The organism is Pseudoalteromonas sp. 3D05 (genome assembly GCF_002723455.1).
Taxonomy (GTDB): Bacteria; Pseudomonadota; Gammaproteobacteria; order Enterobacterales; family Alteromonadaceae; genus Pseudoalteromonas.
In genome coordinates, this window is the sequence record NZ_PDUS01000014.1 from 77,277 (window position 1) to 103,890 (window position 26,614).

Annotated in this window: 21 protein-coding genes and 1 other RNA gene; 5 read left to right on the forward strand and 17 right to left on the reverse strand. The window is 41.0% G+C overall.

The window, feature by feature from the left end:
- Positions 1–9: 9 nt before the first annotated feature.
- Together gcvT and CSC79_RS14230 are read right to left on the reverse strand one after the other, a co-directional pair.
- The gene (gene gcvT / locus CSC79_RS14225) at positions 10–1,092 is read right to left on the reverse strand and encodes a glycine cleavage system aminomethyltransferase GcvT (RefSeq protein WP_099296428.1); all 1,083 of its coding nucleotides are present in this window, start codon (positions 1,090–1,092) and stop codon (positions 10–12) included.
- 161 nt (positions 1,093–1,253) lie between these two features.
- Positions 1,254–1,853, reverse strand: a complete 600-nt coding sequence (locus CSC79_RS14230; protein ID WP_099296429.1) for a hypothetical protein — start codon at positions 1,851–1,853, stop codon at positions 1,254–1,256.
- A 126-nt stretch (positions 1,854–1,979) separates the two neighbouring features.
- On the opposite strand from CSC79_RS14230, the gene CSC79_RS14235 reads away from it, so the two are divergent.
- Positions 1,980–2,825, forward strand: coding sequence for a LysR family transcriptional regulator (locus CSC79_RS14235; protein ID WP_099296430.1), 846 nt, complete (start codon positions 1,980–1,982; stop codon positions 2,823–2,825).
- Positions 2,826–3,019: 194 nt separating this feature from the next.
- Entirely contained in the window at positions 3,020–5,170 is a 2,151-nt protein-coding gene (locus CSC79_RS14240) for a TonB-dependent receptor (protein WP_099296431.1), read from the forward strand.
- A gap of 297 nt (positions 5,171–5,467) precedes the next feature.
- Here CSC79_RS14240 and CSC79_RS14245 read toward each other — a convergent pair whose 3' ends face one another.
- The 5 genes from CSC79_RS14245 to CSC79_RS14265 all read right to left on the reverse strand — a co-directional run bounded on the left by CSC79_RS14245 (position 5,468) and on the right by CSC79_RS14265 (position 14,519).
- Positions 5,468–8,005 carry a family 20 glycosylhydrolase gene (locus CSC79_RS14245; protein WP_099296432.1) on the reverse strand — a complete coding sequence of 846 codons (2,538 nt, stop codon included), beginning with the start codon at positions 8,003–8,005 and terminating at the stop codon, positions 5,468–5,470.
- A complete protein-coding gene (locus CSC79_RS14250) occupies positions 7,998–8,876 on the reverse strand; it encodes an ROK family protein (protein WP_180270443.1) in 879 nt (292 codons plus the stop codon). The genes CSC79_RS14245 and CSC79_RS14250 overlap by 8 nt, the downstream gene beginning before the upstream one ends.
- A 17-nt stretch (positions 8,877–8,893) precedes the next feature.
- Positions 8,894–10,153, reverse strand: coding sequence for an MFS transporter (locus CSC79_RS14255; RefSeq protein ID WP_099296468.1), 1,260 nt, complete (start codon positions 10,151–10,153; stop codon positions 8,894–8,896).
- Positions 10,154–10,331: 178 nt separating this feature from the next.
- Positions 10,332–11,846: a tryptophan halogenase family protein gene (locus CSC79_RS14260; protein ID WP_099296434.1), complete on the reverse strand. Its 1,515-nt coding sequence runs from the start codon at positions 11,844–11,846 to the stop codon at positions 10,332–10,334.
- Positions 11,847–11,882: 36 nt separating this feature from the next.
- On the reverse strand, positions 11,883–14,519 hold the full coding sequence (locus tag CSC79_RS14265; protein WP_099296435.1) for a TonB-dependent receptor: 2,637 nt from the start codon (positions 14,517–14,519) through the stop codon (positions 11,883–11,885).
- A 253-nt stretch (positions 14,520–14,772) separates the two neighbouring features.
- Here CSC79_RS14265 and CSC79_RS14270 point away from each other — a divergent pair, with 253 nt between their 5' ends.
- On the forward strand, positions 14,773–15,642 hold the full coding sequence (locus CSC79_RS14270; RefSeq protein WP_099296436.1) for an AraC family transcriptional regulator: 870 nt from the start codon (positions 14,773–14,775) through the stop codon (positions 15,640–15,642).
- Positions 15,643–15,979: 337 nt separating this feature from the next.
- On the opposite strand, the gene CSC79_RS14280 is transcribed toward CSC79_RS14270, so the two are convergent.
- From CSC79_RS14280 to CSC79_RS14295, 4 genes are read right to left on the reverse strand one after another with little or no spacing between them, the layout of a single operon-like run.
- Positions 15,980–17,146 carry an FAD-dependent monooxygenase gene (locus CSC79_RS14280; protein WP_099296438.1) on the reverse strand — a complete coding sequence of 389 codons (1,167 nt, stop codon included), beginning with the start codon at positions 17,144–17,146 and terminating at the stop codon, positions 15,980–15,982.
- Positions 17,143–18,327, reverse strand: coding sequence for a 2-octaprenyl-6-methoxyphenyl hydroxylase (gene ubiH / locus CSC79_RS14285; RefSeq protein ID WP_099296439.1), 1,185 nt, complete (start codon positions 18,325–18,327; stop codon positions 17,143–17,145). Before ubiH ends, CSC79_RS14280 begins: the two co-directional genes overlap by 4 nt.
- Positions 18,328–18,343: 16 nt before the next feature.
- A complete protein-coding gene (gene pepP / locus CSC79_RS14290; RefSeq protein ID WP_099296440.1) occupies positions 18,344–19,663 on the reverse strand; it encodes a Xaa-Pro aminopeptidase in 1,320 nt (439 codons plus the stop codon).
- A 20-nt stretch (positions 19,664–19,683) separates the two neighbouring features.
- Positions 19,684–20,244 (reverse strand): UPF0149 family protein, encoded by a 561-nt coding sequence (locus CSC79_RS14295; RefSeq protein WP_099296441.1) that lies wholly within the window; start codon positions 20,242–20,244, stop codon positions 19,684–19,686.
- A gap of 225 nt (positions 20,245–20,469) precedes the next feature.
- On the opposite strand from CSC79_RS14295, the gene ssrS reads away from it, so the two are divergent.
- Positions 20,470–20,653, forward strand: a non-coding RNA gene (ssrS, locus tag CSC79_RS14300) — 6S RNA.
- Positions 20,654–21,067: 414 nt separating this feature from the next.
- Positions 21,068–21,724, forward strand: coding sequence for a hypothetical protein (locus CSC79_RS14305; protein WP_099296442.1), 657 nt, complete (start codon positions 21,068–21,070; stop codon positions 21,722–21,724).
- Positions 21,725–21,764: 40 nt separating this feature from the next.
- Here the strand turns inward: CSC79_RS14305 and CSC79_RS14310 are convergent, their stop codons facing one another.
- The 6 genes from CSC79_RS14310 to hrpB form a co-directional block, all read right to left on the reverse strand.
- Positions 21,765–22,253: a GNAT family N-acetyltransferase gene (locus CSC79_RS14310; protein ID WP_099296443.1), complete on the reverse strand. Its 489-nt coding sequence runs from the start codon at positions 22,251–22,253 to the stop codon at positions 21,765–21,767.
- 23 nt (positions 22,254–22,276) lie between these two features.
- On the reverse strand, positions 22,277–22,621 hold the full coding sequence (locus tag CSC79_RS14315) for a 5-carboxymethyl-2-hydroxymuconate Delta-isomerase (RefSeq protein WP_099296444.1): 345 nt from the start codon (positions 22,619–22,621) through the stop codon (positions 22,277–22,279).
- Between the two features lie 32 nt (positions 22,622–22,653).
- Positions 22,654–23,121, reverse strand: a complete 468-nt coding sequence (locus CSC79_RS14320; RefSeq protein WP_099296445.1) for a nuclear transport factor 2 family protein — start codon at positions 23,119–23,121, stop codon at positions 22,654–22,656.
- An 82-nt stretch (positions 23,122–23,203) separates the two neighbouring features.
- Positions 23,204–23,641, reverse strand: a complete 438-nt coding sequence (locus CSC79_RS14325; protein ID WP_099296446.1) for an MBOAT family O-acyltransferase — start codon at positions 23,639–23,641, stop codon at positions 23,204–23,206.
- A 33-nt stretch (positions 23,642–23,674) separates the two neighbouring features.
- Complete coding sequence (locus CSC79_RS14330) at positions 23,675–24,070, reverse strand: DUF4019 domain-containing protein (RefSeq protein ID WP_099296447.1); 396 nt, start codon at positions 24,068–24,070, stop codon at positions 23,675–23,677.
- Between the two features lie 93 nt (positions 24,071–24,163).
- Complete coding sequence (hrpB, locus tag CSC79_RS14335) at positions 24,164–26,590, reverse strand: ATP-dependent helicase HrpB (protein ID WP_099296448.1); 2,427 nt, start codon at positions 26,588–26,590, stop codon at positions 24,164–24,166.
- Positions 26,591–26,614 lie beyond the last annotated feature (24 nt).

A 26,614-nucleotide genomic window follows, 5' to 3' on the forward strand; every position in this document is an offset into this window, starting at 1 on the left:
ATTAATACTTTAAAGTACAGACTTACCGTTACGTACAAAGCTTGGTTTAACTACTTTTACGTTTACTAATTTTTTACGCATTTCTACTTGAGCTGTCTCGCCAGTTGAACGTGGTACACGTGCAAGGGCAACACTAAAGCCAAGAGTAGGTGAGAAAGTACCAGAGGTAATAACGCCTTCGCCACCTTCAACGATTACTTTTGAACCGCTACGCAACACGCCTTTTTCTTCAAGCACTAGGCCAACTAGTTTGTCTGTGCTTTTTTCTGCGCGTTGCTTAACTAATACATCACGACCGATAAAGTCACGATCTTCAGGCTCCCACGCAATGGTCCACGCCATGTTTGCTGCAAGTGGTGAAACGCTTTCGTCCATATCTAGGCCGTAAAGGTTCATACCTGCTTCTAAACGTAGTGTGTCACGTGCGCCAAGGCCTGCTGGTTTAACACCTGCATCTAGCAGTTGTTGCCAAAGATCAGCAGCTTGATCGTTCGGTACTACAATTTCATAACCGTCTTCGCCAGTATAGCCTGTTGTCGCAATAAATAAATCACCAACTTGAACACCAAAGAATGGCTTCATACCTTCAACAGCAGCTTGTTGTTCAGCAGTTAAAAGTGTGGCTGTTTTTGCTTTAGCATTAGGGCCTTGTACTGCAATCATTGCAAACTCAGGGCGCTCAGTCACTTCAACGGCAAAATCGGCTGATACTTTAGCCATATGTGCTAAATCTTTTTCGCGAGTTGCTGAGTTAACAACTAAACGGTATTGCGTTTCAGAGAAGAAGTAGATGATAAGGTCGTCGATTACGCCGCCTTGTTCGTTAAGCATACCTGTGTATAAAGCTTTACCTGGAACAGTTAACTTAGCCACGTCGTTAGCAACTAGTTTGCGTAAGAATGCTTGTGCTTGCTCGCCTTTAACATCCACAATCGTCATGTGCGATACGTCAAACATGCCAGCATCGGTGCGCACTGCGTTGTGCTCTTCGATTTGTGAACCATAGTTGATTGGCATTTCCCAGCCGTGGAAATCAACCATTTTAGCGTTAGCTTCAAGGTGCTTTGCATGTAAAACTGTTTTAGAAGTCATAATATTCCTTCACTTTATAATTAACCCAATGTTGGGCGTGGCCTCAATTTAATGAGGGGGAATAACATGGGCGGCGATTATACATAAGTTGTACTGCACTGACACCCAAATTGCGATTTGTTACTACAAACACGGCTCAAAAACCGGGTTTTAAAAACTAGTTAAGCAACCTCAGGCAGAGTTAAATCAAACCCGCGTTGCTGTAGTGTTGCTTGCCATTTTGCAAGCGCTGGGGTTTTAGCCACCAGCTGAAAATATTGCTGAGATTGTTTATCGATGGCGGTAATAAATACCTCGCCACTTTGTGCCCCATAACAGCTTGTCGCGTTAGATAAGCGTAAACCAGGGGTAAGCTTAAAAGCGTCAATCAATGTATCAAACGCTTGCTCACCGCATAGGGTTAATACAGCTAAATCACTGCGTACAACAAATTCAATATCGTAACGTAGCTGTTGCTCACAAATAAGCGACTGAAGTTGCGCGCTGGCATCGCTATGCAAAACAAATCTAAAGGCGGTCTCACTAAAGTAATACAAAGCAAAACTATAGGTGCTATTTAAGTCACCGTCTAACGTACCTTTTAGGCCCAAGCCGCTGGCAGTTAGTTTATTTAAATCTAACCCTAAAATAGCCGTTAAAAATGGGATTGCTTCAGTGCCGCTAAAATCAATGACCACACTATTACTATCGGCCTGTAGCATATTGCTCTGCGGCGCTTCGAGTTGGCTGTGACGAGCAAACATTATTGGAGTAAAAGTCATTGTAGACACCTATCAATCTATAGTTTAGAAAGTATATTGTGGGAGCTGGTGAACAACAAATTGTAATTTCTTATCAATTGATAAATAATAATTATGTATTTAACCTTATAAATTGAATTTTTTTATATGAAGAATATTTCAACAGATGGATTACGCACTTTAATTACCGTGGTCGAAGTAGGTGGATTCGCCAAAGCGGGCGAATTATTAGGGCTTTCTCAACCCGCTGTGAGCTTACAAATTAAACGCCTCGAGGACATGCTCGGCCATAAGCTATTTAAAAAGCAAGGTCAACGCCAAGTGCTTAACCAGTATGGTGAACTATTATTGCCGATGGCAAAACACATGCTATTGCAAAACGACAGTATCTTACAGTTGTTTACCAAAGAAAACGTTACTGGCAAAGTCAGATTAGGTATTCCCAGCGAATTTGCTGCGCGTATATTGCCCTCTATCATTGGCGATTTTATAGCGCTATATCCCGATGTATCGTTAGAGGTTAAATCACGTTTAAGTAAACATTTACTTTCCGTGTCGCGAGAGGATCAATTTGATTTAGTGTTGGCATTAAATGAAGATTTAAACTCTGAAAAGTTCCCCGTTTTTATGCAAGACCAACTTGTGTGGGTTGGCGATTTATCATTAGTGCAAAACGAAGTAGTGACATTAGTAACCGCGCCAGAAGGCTGTATCTATCGCCGCCGCGCCATTGAAGCCTTAAAACAAGCTGGTATAAATTACCGAATTGCCTACAGTAATGCCGATTTAACAGGCCTAACAGCGGCATTAAAAGAAGGGCTTGGCATTACCGTACTGGCAAAAAGTACTGTACCAAATGAGCTTAACTATCAATTACAAACAAAACACCTACCTGAACTTGGGCAAATTGGTATTAGCTTAATTAAACGCGCTGATCAGCCTGATAACGCGGCCGATAAACTCGCCGAGTTTATTGCACTACGTTTAACTTAGGGTTATTTACTCGCCTTACATACACTCAAATCATTTGTTTCCATTATCCAAACGGGCGTTTCTTGAGCGTCATGTACAATAAACAACCAGTTAACGCTATCATTATCACAAATAGGATTGATTCGTATTATTTTACATGTTTAAATTGCGCCAGTTTAAATTAGAATCAAAATCGAACCCAAATAGGAAGCACAATGACACCTAAGTTTATTGTTTCAACACTTTCGACGGCTATCGCTTTATCATTAAGTGCCAATGCGTTTGCAAAAGATGCAACTAATGAAGAAAAAAACTTTGAGCAAATTACCGTAATTGGCTCACAAGCGGCCATTAATGACATTCCTGGCTCAGCTACTTTTATTAGTGACGAAGAACTAGAGAAATTTGAATACACAGATATTTCACGTGTATTAAGTTCTGTACCGGGTGTGTATGTCCAAGAAGAAGATGGCTATGGCCTTCGCCCTAATATTGGTATGCGCGGTACAGGTACTGGTCGTAATGATAAAATCTCAGTAATGGAAGATGGTGTACTTGCAGCGCCAGCTCCTTACTCAGCACCTTCGGCATACTACTTCCCAACAATGGGTCGTATGGAATCAGTTGAAATTTTAAAAGGCGCGGCATCGGTTAAGTATGGCCCACGTACAACAGGTGGTGTATTAAACTTAGTATCGCGTAGCTTACCCACTGAAGGCTCAACAGGCTTAGTTAATGCTGAACTTGGTTCAGACGGTTTTTATAAAGGCCACGCTTACTTTGGTAAAAAGAAAAACAATGCCGCAGGTTTGGTTGAAGTATTTACTTACGGCGCTGATGGCTTTAAAGATTTACCTGTAGGCAGCGACAATACTGGTTTTGAAAAAAACGACTTTTTAGTAAAGTTTGGTTTTGACTTTGGTGAAAACGAAGCACATAACCTTGAAATGAAAGTTAAATACTCAGACGAAACATCTGATGAAACTTACATGGGTTTAACACAAGCTGATTACGATGAATCTCCATATCGTCGTTATGCGGCTTCGCAAAATGATGTAATGAACACACAGCACAACGCATATCAATTAAACTATGCATACCGTTTTGGTGATGGCTATGAGTTTCTTGCAACAGCATATTTAAACGACTTTCATCGTAACTGGTACAAAGCAAGTAAAGTAAGCGAAAGCTACTTACAACAGTACAGCGAGTTTGAAGCAAACCCAACAAGCGAAGGTATTGAAGGCATTGGTATTAAAGCCAATAACCGCGACTACAAAGCAAAAGGCATTCAGTCTGAGCTGCACATTCCAGCTGGCAACCACTACCTAACGGTTGGTGTACGCTACCATGAAGACGAAATGGACCGTTTCCAATGGGAAGACAAGTACACGCTTAACCAAGATCTATCTATGACCCTGACAAGCAAAGGCTTACCAGGTTCTAACAGCAACCGTATTGATAGCGCTGAAGCAACAACGTTATTTGTTCATGACGAATGGACTATGGATGCATTAATGGTTAGTGCAGGCCTTCGCTATGAAGATATCACTATTAACCGCCAAGAATGGGAAAAAACAGATCCAAAGCGTGAGGGTGCTCTTAAAAAAGACATCTCTAACGATACGCAAATCTTAATCCCGTCACTCGGTGCAACTTATACTGTAAACGATAGCCTAACGCTACTTGCCGGTATTCAACAAGGTTATGCACCTGCAGCCCCTGGTAATGCCGATCAAGAAGAAGAAGAAAGCTTAAATATTGAGTTTGGTGGTCGTTATAACGTCGCGGGCTTTGACGGTGAAGTTATTGCGTTCTTCTCTGATTACGACAACATGCACGGCAACTGTACGGCGTCTGTGGGTTGTAACGATGATAACATTGGCGATCAATACAACTACGGTGAAGTAGAAGTATCAGGTTTTGAATTCTCTGCTGGTCGCGTTTTCGCTACTAACAGTGCGTCATTCCCAGTGCGTTTGACTTACACATACACTGACTCTCAATTTAAAAATGAATTTGAGTCAGACATTTGGGGGTCTGTAAGTAAAGGCGACGCTATGCCTTACGTTCCTGAAAACCAACTTGCCTTATCTATGGGTGCGCAGCTTTCAAGTTTTGTGTTTGACACGCAAGTGCGTTACGTATCAGATGCTCACGCTGACTTATCTACAGATGGCCTTAATGCTATCGACAGTCGCGTAGTGTGGGATTTAGCCGCTAAATACTTAATTGATGACAATCAAAAAGTATACCTAACAGTGGATAACCTGTTTGATAAAACCTACGTTGCTAACCGCGCAAATGGCGGTATTCAACCTGGTAAACCTCGTACCCTACAACTAGGTTACAGCTACGCTTTCTAGGCTAAAGGCTAAAGGCTAAAGGCTAAAGGCTAAAGGCTAAAGGCTAAAAATTATAAAAACCGTGTTTGTTAATTCAAACACGGTTTTTTTGTTTGTGTTAAATAGCTTCGCAATGATACTTAAACAAGGCCAGTAATATAATTTCAATAATATGGACCATAGCTCATAAATTCTAAGTCTAAAATAAATATTGAGTGTTGCGTAAAAATTAATACCACCAAGCCCACAAGCATTACTTTAGAGCCTTATACTTCAAATATTTAAATGCCCAAAATAAAAGTACTAAAAGCATTTTTATTATAACTCTAATGCTCGTCCTTTACGCTCACCATTAATTGATATGACACGTATCTGCTGCGCTGATACTGGCTTGCTATCGAATTCATACTTAAGCCACTTACCATCACTATCTTGATACTCAATAGCCAGCCCAGGATAGGGTGTAAATGCATCGACACTATTATTAATATAACGAGCCGCTACGCTAGGTAAACGATAAAATCGCCCTGCTTGCTCTAATTTTGCAAACTCTTTAAAGCCAACCAACGCCGCAAAACGCTGCCAATCGGCTTCTGCTTGTTGTTTAAGGTTTGTATTAAAATGCTCGCTATTTTGATCATACTTAACACCCTTTTTATTATATTCAAGCTCCCATGGTGCTTTGTGCCATGCTCGCTCTGCCAATGCTAATAAGCGCGGATATAACATGTATTCTGTCTGTGTATCACTGCGCAGTAGCTCTGACCATAAATGTCCTTGTAAGCCATAAAATGATTTAGTTCGCATACTTTGACGATCATCAGCACTGTAGTTCTGTGATTTTACTGACTGCCATATTTCAGCATGCGCAGGCAAGTTATCCGGCATAAACTCAAACACTTTTTTACTATCAATCGCGCGACTCGCCCAGTGGTTACCCCGCTCTTGTGGATGCGACTGATACGGAAAATCAAAGTAAGTAACATCTGGGCTTGATAGCACCACATCCCAACCTTGATTAGCATGACGATGCGCAACCTCATGGCCGCCTTCGCTTAGCGTTGCCCACGCATTCGATTGAACATTGTTAGGCATCTTCGCAATGTTCACATCGCTCATGCCATCACTCCAACCAGCTACTTTTAAACCTTTACTGGCAACTAGGCTACTCACTTTTTCAATGAAGTAGCCATTAAATGAGTGCAGAGCTGGCTGTTGGGCTTTTAACGCTTTACAGCTAGGCGAATCAACCCAAGCTCCGGCCGTTTCATCTGCGCCAATGTGGTAGGTTTTAAACGGCACGCCTGCTTTAATATGTAATGCATTTACTTCATCAAGTACTTTATCTATAAATTCATAAGTAGAGTCTAAACACACATTTAAAGTGTTATCGCTATAATGCTGGATTGAGCTGTACTGAGTCTTATCAGCGGGTTCAACTAAACGGTATTGGAGTGCCTCAGTATGTTTATCTTGTGCCATTAAACGGTTAAATCTCGCTTCCATTGCGACAATTGCCGCGCGTGAATGCCCTGGCATATCAAGTGATGGGATCACTTCAATAAAGTGTGCTTGGGCATATTTTAAAATATCAATGTAATCAGCTTGGCTGTAATAGCCATTTACCATCGATGAGCTATCCAGCCCTGCACCTAGTTGCGGTAATAAACACGTTTGCTCAGTTAAATCTAAACAACGCTTAGCGCCAATATCTGTGAGCTCGGGTAAATCCTTTATAGCTAATCGCCAACCTTCGTCATCCGCTAAATGCAGATGCAGCTTATTAAGTTTGTAGGCAGCCATTTGCTCAATGGTATTTAAAATAAATTCTTTAGAACGAAAGTTGCGGGCTACATCAATGTGCATTCCTCTAAATGCATAGCGCGGCGCATCGGTAATGTTGAGCGCTGGTATGGTTAAATTATCAAGGCTGACTAATCCTGCAATGCTTTGTAACGCATAGAATCCCCCTGCCATGGTCTTTGCGTTGATCGTTATTTGATCATGCTGCACTTTTAAGGTGTAGGCTTCTGGGTTATCAGCATCTAAATCTAACTTAATCGTAGTTGCAATCCCTTGACTATGCTGCTCAATACCAAAACTTGCTAGCCTTGCAAGCACCGAGCTTAGCTGTGCACGATTAGTATCATCTAGCTGTAAGTTTAAGCCTTGACTTAAATCGACCATCTCACCCGATAATAAAGTTAAATCTACCGGTTTTGGGATCAAACTCAGCGGTGCCTTATTAAAGGTGGGGCGAGTCTCATTTTTATACAAATACTCAGCTCCCATCCATGGGGTCGCATCATCTTTACTCGTGTGTAATTGTTCGAGTGTTAAAAATGGCGCTAAATAAGGTTGTAGCTCAAGCTTAGTCTCAGCGTCAATTGTCGTTTTAGTACTGCTAATAATTCGGCTTGTTAAACCTTTACTTGCCAACATGTAATTAGGCATAAATTCTGAGCGAGTAATTTGCGATTCTTGGGTGTAAAACTCAATACTTAGTGGCGTATTTGCTTTAAAGCCTGTAAAAGCCACTGTGGGATTAACTTGATGTAAATCACCATTGATATGCGTAATAGTAAACTGCGAAGAGTCAGCGTTATAAATTGGCATTAGCTGACTAAAATAAATTGACCATTGACGACTATCTACATCAAAAGGTGTGTTAAAAGTTAAACGCGATAAGTAACACTGTGTTTGATGCGGTGCAGGGCAAGCCTTGGGCTTTGCCGAAAGTAACTCATATTTTACCGATAAATGCTGCGCTAGAGTATCTAACTCAACCTGCGAGGGTGGTTTAGCAAAAGCTGTAGCAGAGCACATAGCTAGCAGCAATAATATAGTTCTAGGCATAATTAGCTCCCAATGATTGTTCATAAGCCATGTCGTTTATAAATAACGCATGACTGCCAAATAATGGCGCGTCGTCACCGAGCTCACTAATTCGAATATCTAAAGATTGTAAAATAACGGGATTAACTAATTTAGTTAGCTGGGCATGTAAACTTGGCAAAAAGAAAGTCGATGATTGAGCAACCGAACCACCCAGTACAATAACATCTGGGTCAAACGCCAAAACTACATGGCTTATTGCATTAGCTAAGTGCACACCAAATTCATTGAATAGCTGCAACGCATCTACATCACTATCAAGAGCGTCTTGGTAAGTTTGTTTGCCTGTTGTGCCTTTATTAATGAAAAACTGCCCAGAGGTAAAGTGTTCAATAATACCTTGTTGACAGCTAAAACTACCAAACTCGCCAGCGGCAGAATGTTTGCCGGTGTATAGCTGACCATTTAACACCAACCCTGCGCCAAGTCCCGTACCTAAGCAAATACCAATTAGATTCGTATCTGATTTGAAATTACCTTGAGTAAATTCTCCCATAGCAAAACAATTGGCATCGTTATGTACCCTTACGGGCAAATTAAAGTGTGTACTTAATAGCTGCTTTAACTGCACATTCTTCCAGTTAGGGATATTGACCGTTTCGATTACTTCGCCAGTTTCCATCAGCACCATACTTGGTACACCTACGACGATACCAATACAACTATCATCAACCACTTGCGTGATAATTTGACATAAAAAGTCGTTTGTTTGTTGCTTACTTGCAGAGCCATCTACATCAAAGTAGCGCTTTTCTATTACACCATTTGCGGTGACTTTTGCTACCAAGGCTTTGGTGCCACCAAGATCAACACATAATAAAGTTTGTGACATTACATCCTCTTTTTTCATTAGTTACTTTGGGCAAGCTTTGCTGTTTGCAGGTTACTTTTAAGCGTGTGATTAGCGATTAGTGGGTTAGCCCAAATCCCAACACTAAAAATATAACCAAGCGGTATTAACAGCAGTAAAAGTGACAGCTGTAGGCTACCTGTAAGCTCACTCATCGCACCAATAATGGGCGAGGCAAATGCGCCGCCAACAATCCCCGTGCATAAAATGCCAGAAACAGCGCCATGCCCTTTTACAATCGAGTTTAATGCTAACGAAAATATTACCGACCACATAATTGACAAGAAAAACCCAACCGCAGGAAACGCCCATAATGCCAGCTCAGTGTGCGCAAATAAGGCGGTGAACAGACTTACAATTGCACCCACGCTGAATGTAAGTAACACATGTTTAGCATCAAACAGTTTTAACAGCACAATGCCTAATAGGCAGCCTAGTGTCAGAGATAGCCAAAATCGACTGACTACTTGGGCTCCGACTGTATTTGGGTCAAGTTGATGATAAGTTTGTAAAAATACTGAGATTGAATTAGCCACTCCTTGCTCAAGTGCCACATAAGCCACGATGGCAAAAAAGAACTTGATCACAATGGGCTCTTTAAATAATTGCAAGCTTTGCTTGATACTGCCTTGTTGCGATTTTTCTGTTTGCGCATTGTGCTTTATGGGTAATACGCTAATAACGACCAGCATCACGGTGCATAAAATAGCAAATAATAAGTACATATTTAGCCAAGTCATATCGGCGGGTACCCATTGAAATAACCAATTTTGACTCTGTGCTTGTGAATCAGCTTTAACAATCGCGCTATATACCAGCGGTGATAAGGTCGCAGCACCACCAAACATTAACTGCGCTGCGACAGAAAAAACCGCAAAATGTTTAGAGCCACCACTGGCTCTAAGTAACGGGTTAATTGCCACCTGCAGCAGCGCCATCGCGGTACCGATTAAAAATAATGCTGACATTGCAACAGCAAAGGTGGGTAGGCTAACAAATAATACACTGCCAAATAACGCCAGTGAGAACGCGATAAGCATAACCTTTTTTTCACCTAAGCTTTGCACTAATAACCCCGCCGGAATCGACATCACTCCATAGGCAATAAAAAATGCAAACGGGAAAAAACCGGCAAGGGTTAAGCCAATATTATAGCTTTGGATCAGAGCCGGGAATATCGGCGCTAATAAGTTCGTTATAAATGAAATAACAAAAAAGGTAACCAGTACTAATAACACTATCAAATAATTTTTTTTCATCATTGTTCTACCTGAAAGTCTTGTTCTAAAAATAAGAAGAGTGGTGATTACCATCTGTTCGTGGGCATACAAACAAAATGATTCAAGGGATTATTAATCACCACTCTTAATTAGCTAAGTCTGCCACTATAAAATGAGATATGCGGCACTCTTCTATGCCTTGCTGATACTTTTCAACTCACTTCATAGCAGCTTTCATCGCACTAAGTTGCTCAGAATGTGGCTCACAATGCTTATTACATAGTTCATTTAAATACATTCTTGCGCCGTAACAAATTGCCTCAGAGGCGGGCTCAAATACCTGCTGGCACTGCGAGCTTTTGTAGTCCATACCACCGAGCAAGCAATACCAACTGGGCCTAAAATAAACCTGTTTTTGAGAATACTTTGACAAGTACGCATCAAAATCATCGCCATTGAGCCACGCCTGCAATAAAGGCTTTAAAGGGTGGGAGCTGTAAGGTAATTGCTTTGCGCTAAGCCAATATTCAGTATCTGTACGTAAGCTTGTTGCATAGTGCGCAACCACATAATCTTTAATTCCATACACCAGTTCATGAAGTTGTTGGTTAACATCTTGGGCTACTTTTAATGACTGCTCGTTGTTTTGTAGCTTTATTAAAGCTTGGCTAAATAACTTTATGCTATGCTGAGTAACCATTAAAGATGTAGCCTCCAATGGTTCTATAAAGCTCTGTGCCAATCCTATTGCCATGACATTTTTTTGCCATGCAGACTGCATACAACCCACTTTCATCGTTAAATGTTTAAATGAGCTTGTTTGTGGATTTATCTTTAACTGCTCGGCAAGTTCAAGTTGGGCCTGCTCTGGGCTGATATGCTTTGCACTATATACATAGCCGTTACCAGTACGACTTGTTAATGGTATTTGCCAATACCATCCGGCACTTAGAGCGGTTGATTGAGTTGCACATGGAAGCACTCCACCTGTGCAGATTGGTGTTGCTACAGCGACTGCACTGTCGTTAAGTAGTTCACTCGAAAATGAGTGAAATGGGGTTTTTAAGGTTTGTTCAATTAATAATGCATTAAAGCCACTGGCATCTATAAAGAAATCGCCGCTAACGCGTCGACCATCAATAAGCGCTATCTCGGTAATACTGCCACTTTTATCTAACTGTGCTTGGCTAAACTCACCATCGATGTGTTTAACAGCTTTTTTTTGTGCATAGACTTTCAACACACCCGCTAACTTTAAGGCATCAAAATGATATCCATAAGTTTGCTCTTTAAGCATCGCTGTATGTACTTTAGGGCTTAGATTGCGTTTTGCTATATGACCAGTTAAAAAATACTCATCAGGGGCTTGCCAATCACCATTACCGCGCCTTCGGGCGTTGGCATTAACAAAATACACCTCAGCCGTTTTTTCGTCCATTTCGCTATAAAATGGGTGAAAGTATCCGCGCTTATCACCATTCCAATTATTAAAATAAATTCCCGCTTTGTAACTTGCATCGCATAAGGGCATCCATTGCTGCTCACTAATGCCAAGTGAATCCATAAAAACTTTTAAATGTGGCGTTGAGCCTTCACCCACACCGATACTGCCAATTTTGCTTGATTCGATTAAACTAATTGCCAATTCAGGGTGATGTTTAGATAGGTAGGCTGCGCACATCCAACCCGCACTACCACCGCCTAAAATTACTACTTTATTTATATTAGCCATAACTAAAAAAGGCCGCCATTTGGCGGCCTATCTCCATCAAAATTTATAGCTAACGCCAAGGTAATAACGTGAGCCAAACTCAATGGTATTTTGCGTCAGGGCAAAGTTAGTATCATACGATTGCACGACTTCGTTAGTTAAGTTGACGCCTTCGAGGCTAACATCTAGATTTTCCATCGCATGCCAAATAATTGAGGCATCTATTTGCTGGTAATCATCGTTTTTAACTGCTTGCGCTGCTCCCACACCAATCCATTCACTACGCCAGTTATAAGCTAATCGAGTACTGAAAATATCGTTCTCGAAGAACAGTGAAGCATTAAAACTGTTTTCAGAAACACCTGGCACCATTTCTTTTGCGCCATCTGATGTTGTTGTTTCACTGTCTACATAAGTGTAGTTTGTGACCACGCCAAAGCCATTATCAAAGGTATGTTGTAGTTGCAACTCAAGACCATTTACCGACCCTTCGCCATTACTGCGCGGACGCGTAACACGGCATTGTTCATACAAATCCGGACTTGCCCCACAGCCATCAACAAATTCAACCGCTTCAGTCGAAAAGACAACGTTGTCAATTTGTTTCGTGAAAATAGCTGCTGATGCCATAGATGCGCTTGTGAAATAGTACTCAATGCCAAGGTCAGCCTGATTCGCTTCGTATGGCTTAAGATCCGGATTCCCCCCTGTAGCACTGCCAAAATTTGCGTTAATTGCTAAACCTGGTTTTAAATCACTGTAATTTGCACGCGACATCACTTGCGATGCTGCGGCACGTAAAATTATGTCATCCGATAAATCATACGCAAAGTTAATGCTTGGCAATAAATTATTGTAATCAACAGTCTCGTTATAAACTGCACCGTCGGCATAACCACTCGAGGTTTGCTCGGTTTCTACATAGCGCAGGCCAACATTACCGCGGTAGTTTTCACCACTAAAGTCAGCTTTAGCGTAAATGGCAATAATATCTTCATCTACCGAAAATGTATTACCTAAGTTTGCCACTTCGGTTAGTTCGCCCGCAGCATATTTACCACTGATAAAATCCCACCATTTATCTGTATCAAGTGAGGCATATGCATCAAGCGTATGACCAGAGCTTTGCGAATGCAGGCCGCTTAGCACGCCATCACTCCAGTTTGATAAATTACCATCTGGCACAAAACCAAGAATTTCATCCGGGTTACGATTAAAAGCAACACGAGAGAACTCACTACTATTAAATTTAACGCCTGTTTCAATCGCAGTAAAAATATCACCGTCAAGGTCAAACTTTAAATCTACTTGTGCATAGCTCACATTATGCTCTTGCACTGTGGTATCAAAATTCGCTTCTTGAGCATGTTTAAACTGTGTTGCATCGGTAGCATCAAGTGATGTTAACCACACTTGGTAAGGGCCTGTAGCATCGTAAGTAAAACCGCCATCGGTACTGCTTTGGCCGTTAGGAAATGCCGGGTCGCCGATTTTACCACCGTCATCAGAAGCAGGGATCCACCATGAAGATGCACCAAATTGCGTACCACCATCAGAGGTTGACTTACCAACCACACCACTTAATTCAAAACCATCACCCTGGTATTTACCCGATAAGTTGAGTACATCAGCTTTCATATTTACTGCATTACGTACCACAGGGTTGTAAATAATCGAGGCATAAGCAGGCGTGATTGTAGCTTGCTCTGTACCACCTAAAGCATTATTAGTTACATTGGTTGAGCCTGCACCGCGAGCGCCAACGGTTAGAAAGTTATGGTTTACATGGGGGTTATCAAATTCGAAACGAAAGTAATCAAGTACGAACTCGGTGTTATCTGTAGGAGCAAACTGTGCGGTTAACTGTGCACTGGTACGTTCACGCTCCGATTTAAATGCTTGTGAGCCGATACTCCATGCGCCTACTGTCGACTCTTGTCCTGTAGCTTGATCTTCCGCAAAATATTCATAGTAGCCACCTATCGACTCAAGTACATGACGTCCAGATGTTAATTGTTCATACGAGTAAGCAGCTAAAATACCAAACTTTTCGTTTTCATCTTTCCAACTAGCAAGAAAAGATGCACCCGGATCGGTTTCGTCATAGAGCGAGCTTTGTGCCAGCTCTGCTGATACCATAAAAGTATTGGCGTCGAGGTCCAATGGCTTACGTGTAGTTAAATTAACCGTGCCACCAAGTGCGCCTTCTTCAATATTTGCCTCCGGCGTTTTATATACTTCGACACCCGAGACTTGCTCAGCAGATAACAACTCCATGTTAAAAGTACGTGTTGCTGGGCCTAAGTCATACCATGAAGTACTAGCAACCGTTTGCCCATTTAGTAACACCCTTGATTGCTCTGGTGCTGTACCACGAATAGTTACACCGTTTACTTCACCGTATTGGCGGTCAACTGTTACCCCTGAGATCCGCTGCAGCGCATCACCAATATTTTTATCTGGAAACTTACCAATGTCTTCTGCGGTAATAGCATCGACAACGCCATCAGCAAAGCGTTTAGTATTCATAGATGCCTCAAGTGAGCGACGAATACCTCGTACTTCAATGGTTTCTATATCAGTGTCGACTTGACTTTGACCCGAGGCGAGTGCCATTGGACTTACATATAGTGCTGAGATACATATCGCCAATGTTGACAATTTGAGTGGTGCATTGTTGTTTATACTTTTCATTCCTAGTCCCCTATTTATTGTTTTAATAGCGCACTTAGATTACCGCGCAAATTACGCACTAAAAGGTACAATTCTCATCAATTATGATACTTTTCGATCGGATAATTTGCAGGGATGTTGAAAAATCACACTAAAAAGCTATAAACCAAAAGGCATAATGATAGGTTAATACTAAATGTGAATAGTTTAGTATCACTTCTAATAGTATAAGTTGTTCAAATAGAGGCTAAGTAATAACCCAAGGAAGTAAGTTATGCGGGCAATGTGTGAAAAAGTCATTCCAAACAACAACTCATCATGGCGATATTGTAAGTATACTTTAGATTACATCCCTTTTAATTGGCACTACCATCCTGAGTTTGAAATATGTTTAACTCTTAATAGCCAAGGCGTTTGCCATATCGGTGATTATATTGCGCCTTATGGTGACCTTGATTTAGTCATTTTAGGTCCTGATTTACCGCATACTTGGCAATCATCCCCCAACTCAGATAACAGTGTTCAAATTGTACATGTGGCACAAATACCAAAAAAGTGGCTTAGCCAACATGTTACTAACCACCCTGAATTAGCTGTTTTAGAAGCACTATTGATTGCCTCGCAAAGAGGAGTAAAATTCTCAAGGCAAACAGCGGTTATTGCCAAGCAATATTTTGAAAAAATAGAGGCCAGTGAACCTTTTGAACAATATTTAGGGTTACTTGCATTATTAAGAGAAATGAGCAAAGAACGCACAACAAGAATGTTATCGAGTTCAACATTTAGTGTGTCAACAATTACCCATCAAGCCCATGATAAATTTGATAAAGTAATAGATTATATTTACCAACATTATACTGACGCATTAAGCGCCGAGCAGTTGGCTATTATGGCGCATATGAGCACCAACCACTTTCATCGCTTTTTTAAAAAGCGAATGGAACGCACATTAACCGAGTTTATTAACCAATTAAGAATTGGCCATGCATGTAAAGAATTAATCAATACTAACCGGTCAATCACTGCAATTAGCGATCAATGTGGGTTTAAAAACATTTCAAACTTTAATCGGCGTTTTTTAATGCTAAAAGACGCAACACCGAGTGAGTACAGAAAACGACTAAGAAAAAAATCGTTAGTATGACCACCAGTGAACTTTATTTACCCTGTCAACTTTATCTCAGTATTCGTTCATCTTTTGAGGTTAGACCCGTAGCTGTTAAGCATGCAGAGTCTATTGCTTATAGTTATTCCACACATATATACAATTACAAAGCACAGGTATTAAGCAGACAGTTCACGAAAGTGTATTTTAAAGAGTTGTTCAATTATGATAATTCTACAGATCTCGATAAGGGGGTGAGTACAAGCCGTGAAGATTGTGCCCTGCCTCTTATTGACCTACGAATTTACCAGTCTGATGTAAAACTAAACCCTTAAAGGGTTTAGTTATATAAATCAGTATATTATAGAGCGATTAGCTATTTCCCGATCGCTTGTTTCGCGAAAAGATGTTTTATTGGTCCTAAGTTATCAACCATACTTAACCCGAGCCCTCGAACTAATTTTTTCAACGGGTGCGTCCCTTCAAACAGTTCTTTTAAACCTTGCATCATGGCAATGTGCTTTTGTGCATCAAGCTTACGGGTGCGCTCATAATCACGCAATGTGCGCTCATCGGCAAACCCATTAGACTCATTGCTTAACAACTCAATTAAATAAGCAGCATCTTTAAGGCCTAAGTTCATGCCTAGGCCTGCTAATGGGTGTATCGTATGGGCAGCATCACCAATCAATACCACTTTGCCTGTAACCCACTGCTGTGCGTAACGCATTTTAAGTGGAAATGCGACTCGCTGGCTTTGCACTTCACATAAACCGCATTGTCCATCGAGCGCAGCCATCACTGCTTTATTAAAGTCATTATCAGATAAAGTTAACAATGTGTCGCAATGTGCAGGGCTGGTTGACCATACAATAGAGTGAGTGTTGGCCTCTGGTAAAGGTAAAAAGGCCAATGGCCCAGTAGGTAAAAACACTTGGCGTGCGGTATTGTCATGTGGCTGTGCCGTTTTCACCGTGGCAACAAGCGCATTATGATCATAGTCTTTAAACGTGATTGGTAAATTAAACTGTTTACGAATAGCTGAATTTGCGCCATCAGCTGCCACTAAAAGCTTAGCGATTATGGGTTCACCTGATTCAAGAGTAACAAATACATCGTTATCACTTTGGTGAATTTGCTGGTACCGCGTATCAAATAATAATGTTGCTTGGCTTTGCTGTTCTAACTCATTAATTAAAGCATAACGGATAATGTCATTTTCAACGATATGGCCTAGTTGAGGTAAATCAAGCTCGTCGCTATTAAATGCGATTTTACCAAAGCTATCTTGGTCGCGAACATCCATGTGTGTATACGCTCGCGCGCGTTGAGCAACAATTTCTGGCCACACATTAAGGGATTCAAATAATGCCTGACTTGCAAGGCTAAGTGCACTTACGCGTAACCCAAAGTCTTCACCAGGAAGGGCCTGTTTAGCTGCTGCATCAACAACAACAACGCTAATATTCGCTTTAGCTAAACCCAGTGCCAGCGTCAATCCTACGCAACCACCACCCACTATGCACACTTGTGCTTGCTTCATAGTCGTTTACCTTGTGTTACTTGTCCCATTAACTGCTTTGCTAGTGGTGTTTTTAATGATGAACATAAATCCATGGTGAATAAGCCACAACTTCGGCCAAATGCAAGAATTCGAGATTTATTTGAAAATAACCTGACCAACCCGTCTGTAAGCGTCATGACGGTATTAATATCGTGGCTGCGTTGCTTGGCATACTCACTCACAAATGCGTAACTGCCCATTGCATGCTCGCTACTGGCAAGTTCACATAATAGCTGTACATCCCGCAGTCCTAAATTAAAGCCCTGCCCTGCTATTGGGTGAATGGCGTGTCCTGCATTGCCAATTAATACTGTACGATGGCTAAAAAGAGAATCTGCACGTCCATAAACTAGTGGGTAACTAGCACGCACGCCAACTTTAGTAAATTGCCCTGCGCGATAGCCAAAATCATTTTGCAGCGCACTAATAAATGCATCGTCATCAAGCACCATGTGTTGCTTTATTTGCTCAGGTTCCATACACCAGACTAACGAGTAACGGTTATTACTCATCGGCAGTAATGCCATAGGTCCGTGCTCAGTGAAGCGTTCAAACGCGTGATTGTGGTGACCACCAGCCACCTCAATGTTCGCAATGATCGCACCTTGTGAATATGCTTTAGTGTTAAAGTTTATATTGGCTAACTGACGTGTTGGTGACTGTGCACCGTCTGCAATGATCACAAGTTTTGCGTTTAGCTCAGCTCCGGACTCGAGTATTAACTGTGCTGAGTCTACTTGATAATTTAAGCTTGCAACGGTATCGGGACAAAACACTTTAACTGGGGTATTCATTAATTGACTATGTAAAGAGCGCCCAAATGGATTAACCTCAACCACATAACCTAAAGCATTTTGTGCAAATTCATTGCAATCAATATGCGTTTTTCCAAAATGGCCGCGATCTGACACACTAACTTGTTTAATTGCAGCTGCAAACGAAGCTTGTGGGTCAAATATATTGGCAGTTTGTAAAAATTGCACCGACTGCTGGGCAAGTGCAATACTGCGATCATCAAAACTAGGGTGATAGTCACCACTGGGTTGATTGGCTTCAATAACCGCGATGGTTAAATCGGGTGCATAACTTGCAAGGCTTAACGCACAACTTGCCCCTGCTAAGCCGCCACCGATAATTACAACATCAAACTGTTCTGCCACGCTTTACTCCTAGCACTTAGTTAGCCTTCGGGCTCATAAACGCTTCAATTTCACTGATAGTCTTAGGTACATTAACAGTTAAGTTTTCATAGCCATGCTCTGTAACTAACAGGTTATCTTCAATACGAATACCAATGCCTTTAAATTGCTCTGGTGCTTTAGCATCAAGGCTAATATAAAGCCCAGGTTCAATAGTCAGAACCATGCCTGGCTCAAATAAGCGCTCTTTCTCATCTTGCTTGTAATCACCCACATCGTGAACATCTAAACCAAGCCAATGACCAAGACCATGCATATAAAATGCCTTGCACGCTTGGCTTGCCAAAAGCTCTTGTAACTCACCTTGCAGAATACCTAAATCAATTAAGCCTTGAGTAAGTACGGTCATTGCGCATTTATTTGCTTTTGAAAGGCAACCACCCGGTTTAACCTCGGTAAATGCAGCTTTTTGGGCAGCTAATACGATATTATAAAGCTGGGCCTGAGGCTCACTGAATTGACCACTTACAGGGAACGTTCGTGTTATATCAGCGGCGTAGCCTTGTAGCTCACAACCCGAATCAATAAGCACTAAGTCACCATCGTTAATTACATCGCTGTTATCGGTGTAGTGTAAAATGTTGGCATTATCGCCACTACCAACAATAGTACCGTACGCTGGATGGCGCGCACCATTCATCGCGTAATGGTGATGTAGCTCAGCTTCAAGTTGATATTCAGTAACGCCTGGTTTAGCAAACTGCATAGCGCGAATATGACCGGCGGCACTAATTTCACATGCACTGCGCATAATATTGATTTCAGCGTGGGATTTAAACAAACGCATTTCATGGATCAAAGCACTGATATCTTTGATCGTTGTGGGTGCTTTAAATGAACGGTTACTTCGCAGTGTGCCTAATAATGACCATACTTTGTCATCGAAGCGAGGGTAAGTGCCTTGTGCATAAAATAAAATCTGCTGGCCGTTCACCAAATTCAATAATTGTTCAGTTAGCTCACTGAGTGCACATGTTTGGTCGAATAAATATTCTGCTTTCGCTTTTTCAAAGCCAATACGGCGGCCATGCCATATTTCTGCGAGCTTATCTTTGTTTAAACAAAACAGTGTACAGGGCGTTTCACTGCCAGGGTTAAGTACCAAAACAGCATCAGGTTCATTAAACCCTGTTAAATAGAAAAAGTCGCTATCTTGGCGAAAAGCATAGTCAGTATCTCGGCTTCGTGTGACCTCACTGGCGGCAGGAATAATCGCCACACTGTTTGGTTCCATCATCGCGAGTAAACTCTCGCGACGAGCTTTAAACTCAGCTTTATCAATACACACTGTTGGCATAGTTATCCCTGTTTTACTGTTTAGTGAAGTGTTTTTTTCGTGTCCGTCACTTGCTCTTTACCAAGTTCAGCAAAACATAACAATGCTGACACTCGCACGTACTCAATCACTTCGTGAAGTGCTTGAGCGTCCTCTTCTGTTTCATCAAACATAGTGTCTAGGCGAGTAATTTCACTAAAATCGCTAATAACCTCTTTAACATCAGCTGATAGCTTGCCATAGTCTTTTTGCTTTAAGCCAAAGCCCAACATAAAACCAGCAATCCACGACACTAAGCCATTTGCTTGATCAATCAGGGTTTCATCTTCACTTGGTAAAAAGAGGTCAAACTGAAACTCTTCATCGCTAAAACTATCGACGACTTGCTTATAAATAGTGGCAAAAAAGGTTTTTAGATCATTACTAAATGATTGACCATCATTGAACACGTCACTCAATAAGGCTAGGTATTCTTTTGCCTCTATGCTCAATCCACATGCAAGTAAACCACTGATCACGCCGTGGGCTTCAGCTGGGGCAACAAATATCTCGTTTTTTTCAAGTAATAATTGGGCTTGTTGGTAATCAGGTAGTTCGCTCATGATGGACTCTTCACTGTGTTAGTTAAGCTAATGCTACCACTCGATAAATAGCAACTCCAATAAAATGTATGATTAGGATCAAGCTACTTGTTTAACGCTAAGCTTAGTGGTCAAAATGCGAACCTAAAAGTAAATACTTGGTTACCAGTGATGGAAAACCGTGCAAACAGTAGATTTATTTTGATTTTGGGTTTAAGGATTGGATTATGTCTTATATACTGAAGTTGTTCCCTGAGGTGCTGGAGCTTGGTTAAGTCCCTGAGCCGATAAATTTTATGTTAGGGTTTCTGTTCGTCTACTATTGTGCAAGCTCGGCATGTACCGAGAAGCCTACGGTAAACCGCAGATTCCCGCCCTGAGACCTTATGGTTTCAGGACTAATACCGAGTACCGCATTCTTGGGGAACACTTTCTATTACTTCGTTATAAAAAACACACTACCTACAACAAATTCAAAACAACAAAACCTCGCAACTTTTATAGTAATGTAGGTAAACACTCCGTCAATACTTAATTTCTATAACAAAAATGAGCAATACTGAGGCAGCTATACTTACTAAATACAATTTAAGTAGCAAAAACAACATGTTACAATATAACAAAACACTAAAGATGAATTTTTTTCACGTTTACATACAGTCCCTTTAACAACAATAAACTGTCTCAAAAGACCTTACATTACGAAGCTCTGCTCTATTTTAATTGCACTAATAAAAATAAAACAAAACATATCAATATCTGCCCACTTTTATACATTGCGTAAGTTAAAACCATTTGTATAATCACCGGCCAGGAAGCACCACACCATTAAAAAGGAACTATTATGAATGCTTATCTAAAGAAAACGATCGCCACTTTATCACTTGCTGCATCACTCGCTCTAACAGGCTGTGTATCTACAGAACTTAAGACAAATGATAAGTACGAACTACCTGTTGAATTTTCTACTTCTAACCCTGCAATGATTTTCCCTGTGTCATTACATGGCGTACCAGGAAATAAAACGGAAGTAGGCTTAGCAATTACTGCTGGCGTAGCTGGCAAATATGGCGCTTCGGTAATATCTGCACAACAACTTTATAGTACTGTTGGTAACCTATCTTGGACCTTAGGTGAAAGCATTCGCCGTGGTGCCAATAAAGGTGATTATAAAATCAATACCTATGGTCAGAAAATTGCGACTGATTTACAGTATTCTATGGATAAATTAACCAAAGCATTGAAAAGCTCTGGCGCAATTAATGACAAGAACTTCTCTTTTGAAAATGTGATTGTTTTACACGTAGACAGCAGCGGCGGTATTCCAGTACCTGGCGTAAGACGTGTTACTGCTTTTGGTGGCATTATCAATGTTAAAAACTTAGAAGTTGTTTCTTATATTGAAAAAGACCTTGTATTAGCAAATGATCATGATTCTATTTTGGCGCAAATGCCACTTGAAATGAATGCAATCGTTGAAGAGCTAACTGGTAAAAATTAATGCTCAAAGCCTTGTGAGTCAAAAACTCACAAGGCAAACTTTATATTAACTTGCCGTATAGATTTGCATTATAAAAAGTTCCCTCTTTATAAATCGCTTTTTCTAGTAAAGCCTCATGCTTAAAACCTGATTTAAGTAATACTTTATCTGAGCCTGTATTTCCATCAAAAACAATTGCATGCAACCGAGCAATATCAGTTGTTGATTCAACTTGTTCTATCAATAACGCTAGGGCTTCAGTGACTATTCCTTGTCCCCAATACTCTTTTGCTAGCCAATAACCAACCTCTGCTGATTTACAATATTCAAGCTCACCTTTGATTGCGCTGACGCAACCAATAAATATGCCGCCTTTCTCAATTGCAAAAATTTCGCCTGCCTTACTGCCAATTTCAACCCACCAGCGGGCATCATCCATTGTATATGGCGACGGTATTTTTGGGGATAAAAATCGCTTTACATCGGGGTTATTTAAGTGGTCGACGAGTAATGTTTTATCTTCTGGTTTAAAATCTCTTAAACGTAGCATGGTATTCTTTTTTCGGTAAAAGCTTAAAGCTGGTTTTTGTTACAATACGTCGCTTTTTCAAAGTCATTTATATTCATAGCGATATTTTTAATATCAGGAAACATCTCATTTAACTTAGTGACAACCGCTTTAGATAGTGCCGCTTTTTGTTCTGTAATGCGCCCTTGCATTATGTGCGTGAATACATGAATAAATGGCTCTTGCTTATTTCCGACTAAATAGCTATCAAAGGGATTAACTCTTACCTTTATATCACTTTCAATAAATAAGTCGGTGCTATGAGCAACCTTGTGTATTGCTTTATTAATCGTCATTTCATCATGGTCGTCTAAAATAGAACTGGCACAATCAATCACAAAATGTGGCATTACAAACTCCTTTTTAGTTGTTAAAAATATAACTACTGATGGTATTTGCGTATCATCACTATTTTTCCATCTTCGACTTCAATAACATCCATAATAGTCCGGTTATATTCTATAGGCTGCTGGTTTTGCGGGTGAATACCTTTAGCATGATGACTATAGCGAATTGCAAAACCTGAGTTATTAAAAATAAATGTGTCGAGCAATTTTGCTTCATACTCGGTGTGAGCAGCTAGATAAAATGTCATGCCTTTGCGCATACTTTCTTTACCGTCAGGTGCTCGTGTATCATCACGCTGAAATGGAATATGTTGATTGCCTACATCATCACTTAATAACGCCAAAAAAGCTTCTAGCTCTTTATGTGTTGCGTTTGGTGCTTGAGTGGCTACCATTGTTGAAAAGTATTGTTGAGCAAGTGTCTCTAGCTCTTTGTTCGCAGCCGTAACACTGAGCGACGCACATATTAAAACCACAGAAAATATAATTTTTATCTTTTTCATCATGCATTCCATTGATTAAATTACAGACATTATATAAACAATAAACAAATGAAATGTATAGCGTTATATTTTAATGATTCATTTAAAAAAGCAGATCAGTAAGGTAAAAACTACCACAAATATAGAGAAAATTAATGAAGGCTCTTACAGGCATTGAAAATTGAGAAAACGATAAGTTTAGTTTGAGGCTCAGCAGCACACACACCCCCATTAAACTAAACCAAGGGGTAAAAAAGCATAATAGCTTCCATTTTATTAGCATGACGGCTAAGTCGTGCAACGCCCCACTGATTGCAAATGTTACTATCACAGCACACCATTGAGGCAAAAATGATGATACCGGCTTCATCACATAGCGTGACAAGTAGTAACTCCAAATGGGATTCCAATAGCGCCAAAATAAATAAAATGAAGACGCCCCTAAAGAGCGTTTAAGCATGTTGCTCATTGAGCCCTTCGCGCCTAAAGGCACACCAGTACGCTTTTTTACATATTGAGCAAGGGTAATATGATTAGACACATTGGCTCCTAGGCTGATTAAATAGCCAATTAACTATTGAATAAAATAACCGATAACTAACCATTTTTGATCCGACTTTTTTAAAGTAACCGTTTCTGTCGACTCAGATCTATTAGCAAAATCAGTATTAAATTGCAGTAATACATACTCACCTTTAGGTAGCTGTGGCAATGAATCAAACGTTTTACGGTTTAGTTGCTGACGGGATTTAACATCACCTAGCGGGTTACGAACCTCCCCTAGTTTTGATACCCAAAGGTCTTGGCTTACATTTTCTTTAAAAAATGTACCACTATGCTGCCAACTCAACGAGTAGTCACCACTATCTACTAAAGCTAACCACTGTGTAGCGGCTGTTTGCTCTTCATTGGCTTGCAGATTAAATGTAGCAAAAACCATAAAGACCAATAAAACACATTGCTTTTTCATCAAAACTCCTTGTTAAAAATTGTCGTTTCAGCCTACTAAAGAGCGCTTAATTTTTAAAGTATTGTTTATCAAACAGTGTCAATTTCATTCTGCTCACATCTTACTTTTCACTTTGTTGGTGGCAACACTATTAGCTGGGTCATCGGGCCAAAAATGTTTGGGGTAACGGCCTTTCATTTCTTTTTGTACTTCGCGATAACTGGTTGCCCAAAAGTGAGCTAAATCTTGAGTTAGTTGCAATGAACGTTTACCTGGCGATAATAACTCCATCAGTAATGGCAATTTACCTTGGGCAAGTAGAGGAGAGCTTGTCATACCGTACACTTCTTGCATACGCACGCTAAGCTTTGCAGGGCCATCAAGTTGATAGCTTATTTTAATATTTGAACCGCTTGGCACAGCTAAGCGCAGTGGTAATAATGCTTTCAATGCCGTTTGTTGTTGCCAATCAAAACCGTTTTGCAGTGCTTCAAAATAGTTAAACTTTTTAAGTTGATCCAGGGTTTTTATATCTTGCAGGTATACGCCGAGCCAAGTATCAGCTTGCTCAATAAGCGATTGCTCTGTAATTGGTGGAAACTGCTCAGGTAAAAGTTTATAAGCTAAACTCATGCGAATAAGTAATTGCTGGGCATCGGGTTGCTCGTTAAAAATTGCAAAACCGTGCTTTCTAAATAAGCTAAGCCATGCTTTGGCACGCTCATTTTTATCAAGCTTTTGTTTACTGGGTTGACTGCTAAGAGTTATAGCACCGAGCTTAACTTCATCTTGATGAATAAAGCGCGCTGCTTTTTCGTCAAACTCACAGCGAGTTTGCTCAGTGAATAAGTGCGGCAAATACTCCTCAAGCTCAAATGGGCTTAACGCTGTTGCTGCAAATATCCGCCCACCTTTATGGCCGCCCATAGTTGCTATTGCTAGATATTCGTCGTTGTGCCAATAGTCGCTATTAAGTTCAGCGCCAGCGCCATTAGCAAGTAAGTATCCATTACCGCGCTTTTTGGCTATGCGATCTGGGTAAGCAAGTGCGACTAGTACGCTAAGGTATTCACTCTTTAGTTCGCTTTTTTTATCGTTTACTTTTAAACGGCTATGCCAATACTTAAGCTGCTGTTTAAATACTGGATGAGGCCGTTGTTGCATACTGTGCAGGGCAACATTAAGCTCAGCAGCGCAATTAATGCGGCTTTCTAATAAGGCGACCAAATAAATAGCTAACTGATATATGCCTTCGCATTGTTGATCTAACTGCTGCGCTTTTAATAACATGTGTGCCAAGCGAATATCAGCACCAAATGTTAGCATTTTACTGCCAAGCTCAGTCAGCTTACCCTTATCATCTAACGCTTCTAACATCTGTAGTAAGCTCAACCCTTGTTTAGCTTGCTGCTCAGTTGGTTTATCCAGCAATGTTAGCTCATTAATATCAGCGCCCCACAGCTTGGCTTCGAGCATAAGCTGGCTAATATCTGAGGTGAGAATCTCTGGGCTATCATGGCTATTGCGCCGTTCAAATGTTTGCTTTGAGCCCAATCTGTAAACCACGCCAGGCTCTATACGTCCAGCACGTCCTGCACGTTGCACTGCTGATGAACGCGAAATACTTTGCGTAGTAAGCTCTGTTACCCCGGTTTTTAAATTAAAACTGGCAGCGCGGCGTTTACCGCTATCAACAACAATGCGGATGCCTTCAATGGTCAAACTGGTTTCAGCGACATTCGTTGTCAGTACTATTTTTCGTTTGCCCTGAACGACTGGTGCAATAGCAGCTTGTTGCTGGCTTTTATCTTGCTCACCAAACAGGGTAAATACCTCACAATCAGCAGGTAAATCATTAAGCGCTTGTTGAACACGCACTATTTCGCGTTGCCCTGGTAAAAACACTAATACACTGCCCCCTTGCTCGCTCAGTGCTTGCTTAATTATGGCGGGTATTTCTTCAAGCCAGCGGCTTTCATCTTTTAGCGGAATATACACTTCGTCAATTGGGAAGCTTCGCCCTTGCGATTGAACTACAGGGCAGTCAAAAAAAGCCACATATCGCTCAGTATCAAGTGTTGCCGACATAAGCAAAATAGTTAAATCTTCGCGCAACGCAGCTTGGCTCTCAAGTGCAAAAGCCAAGGACGTATCAGCTGCAATGGAGCGTTCATGGAATTCATCAAATATCAGTAAATCAACATCACTTAGCTCAGGGTCATTTTGCAGCATGCGCGTGAGCATGCCCTCGGTCACAATCTCAAGGCGGGTATGAGCGCTTACTTTGCTTTCACCGCGCACCCGCAAGCCTACACTTTGGCCGACAGGCTCACCTTGGCAACTAGCCAAATAATTTGCAATATTACGCGCAGCTAAACGTCGTGGCTCCAGCATAACAATGCGTTTAAAGTGCCCGTCACGCATTAAGTTTAGCGGCAACCAAGTTGACTTACCTGCACCAGGGGGGGCTTGCAGTAAGGTCATCGGGTTTGTTTTTAATGTATTGACAAGTTGTTGATAGATATCCTGAACGGGCAGCACGCTTTACTCACCTAAGTTGGCTTT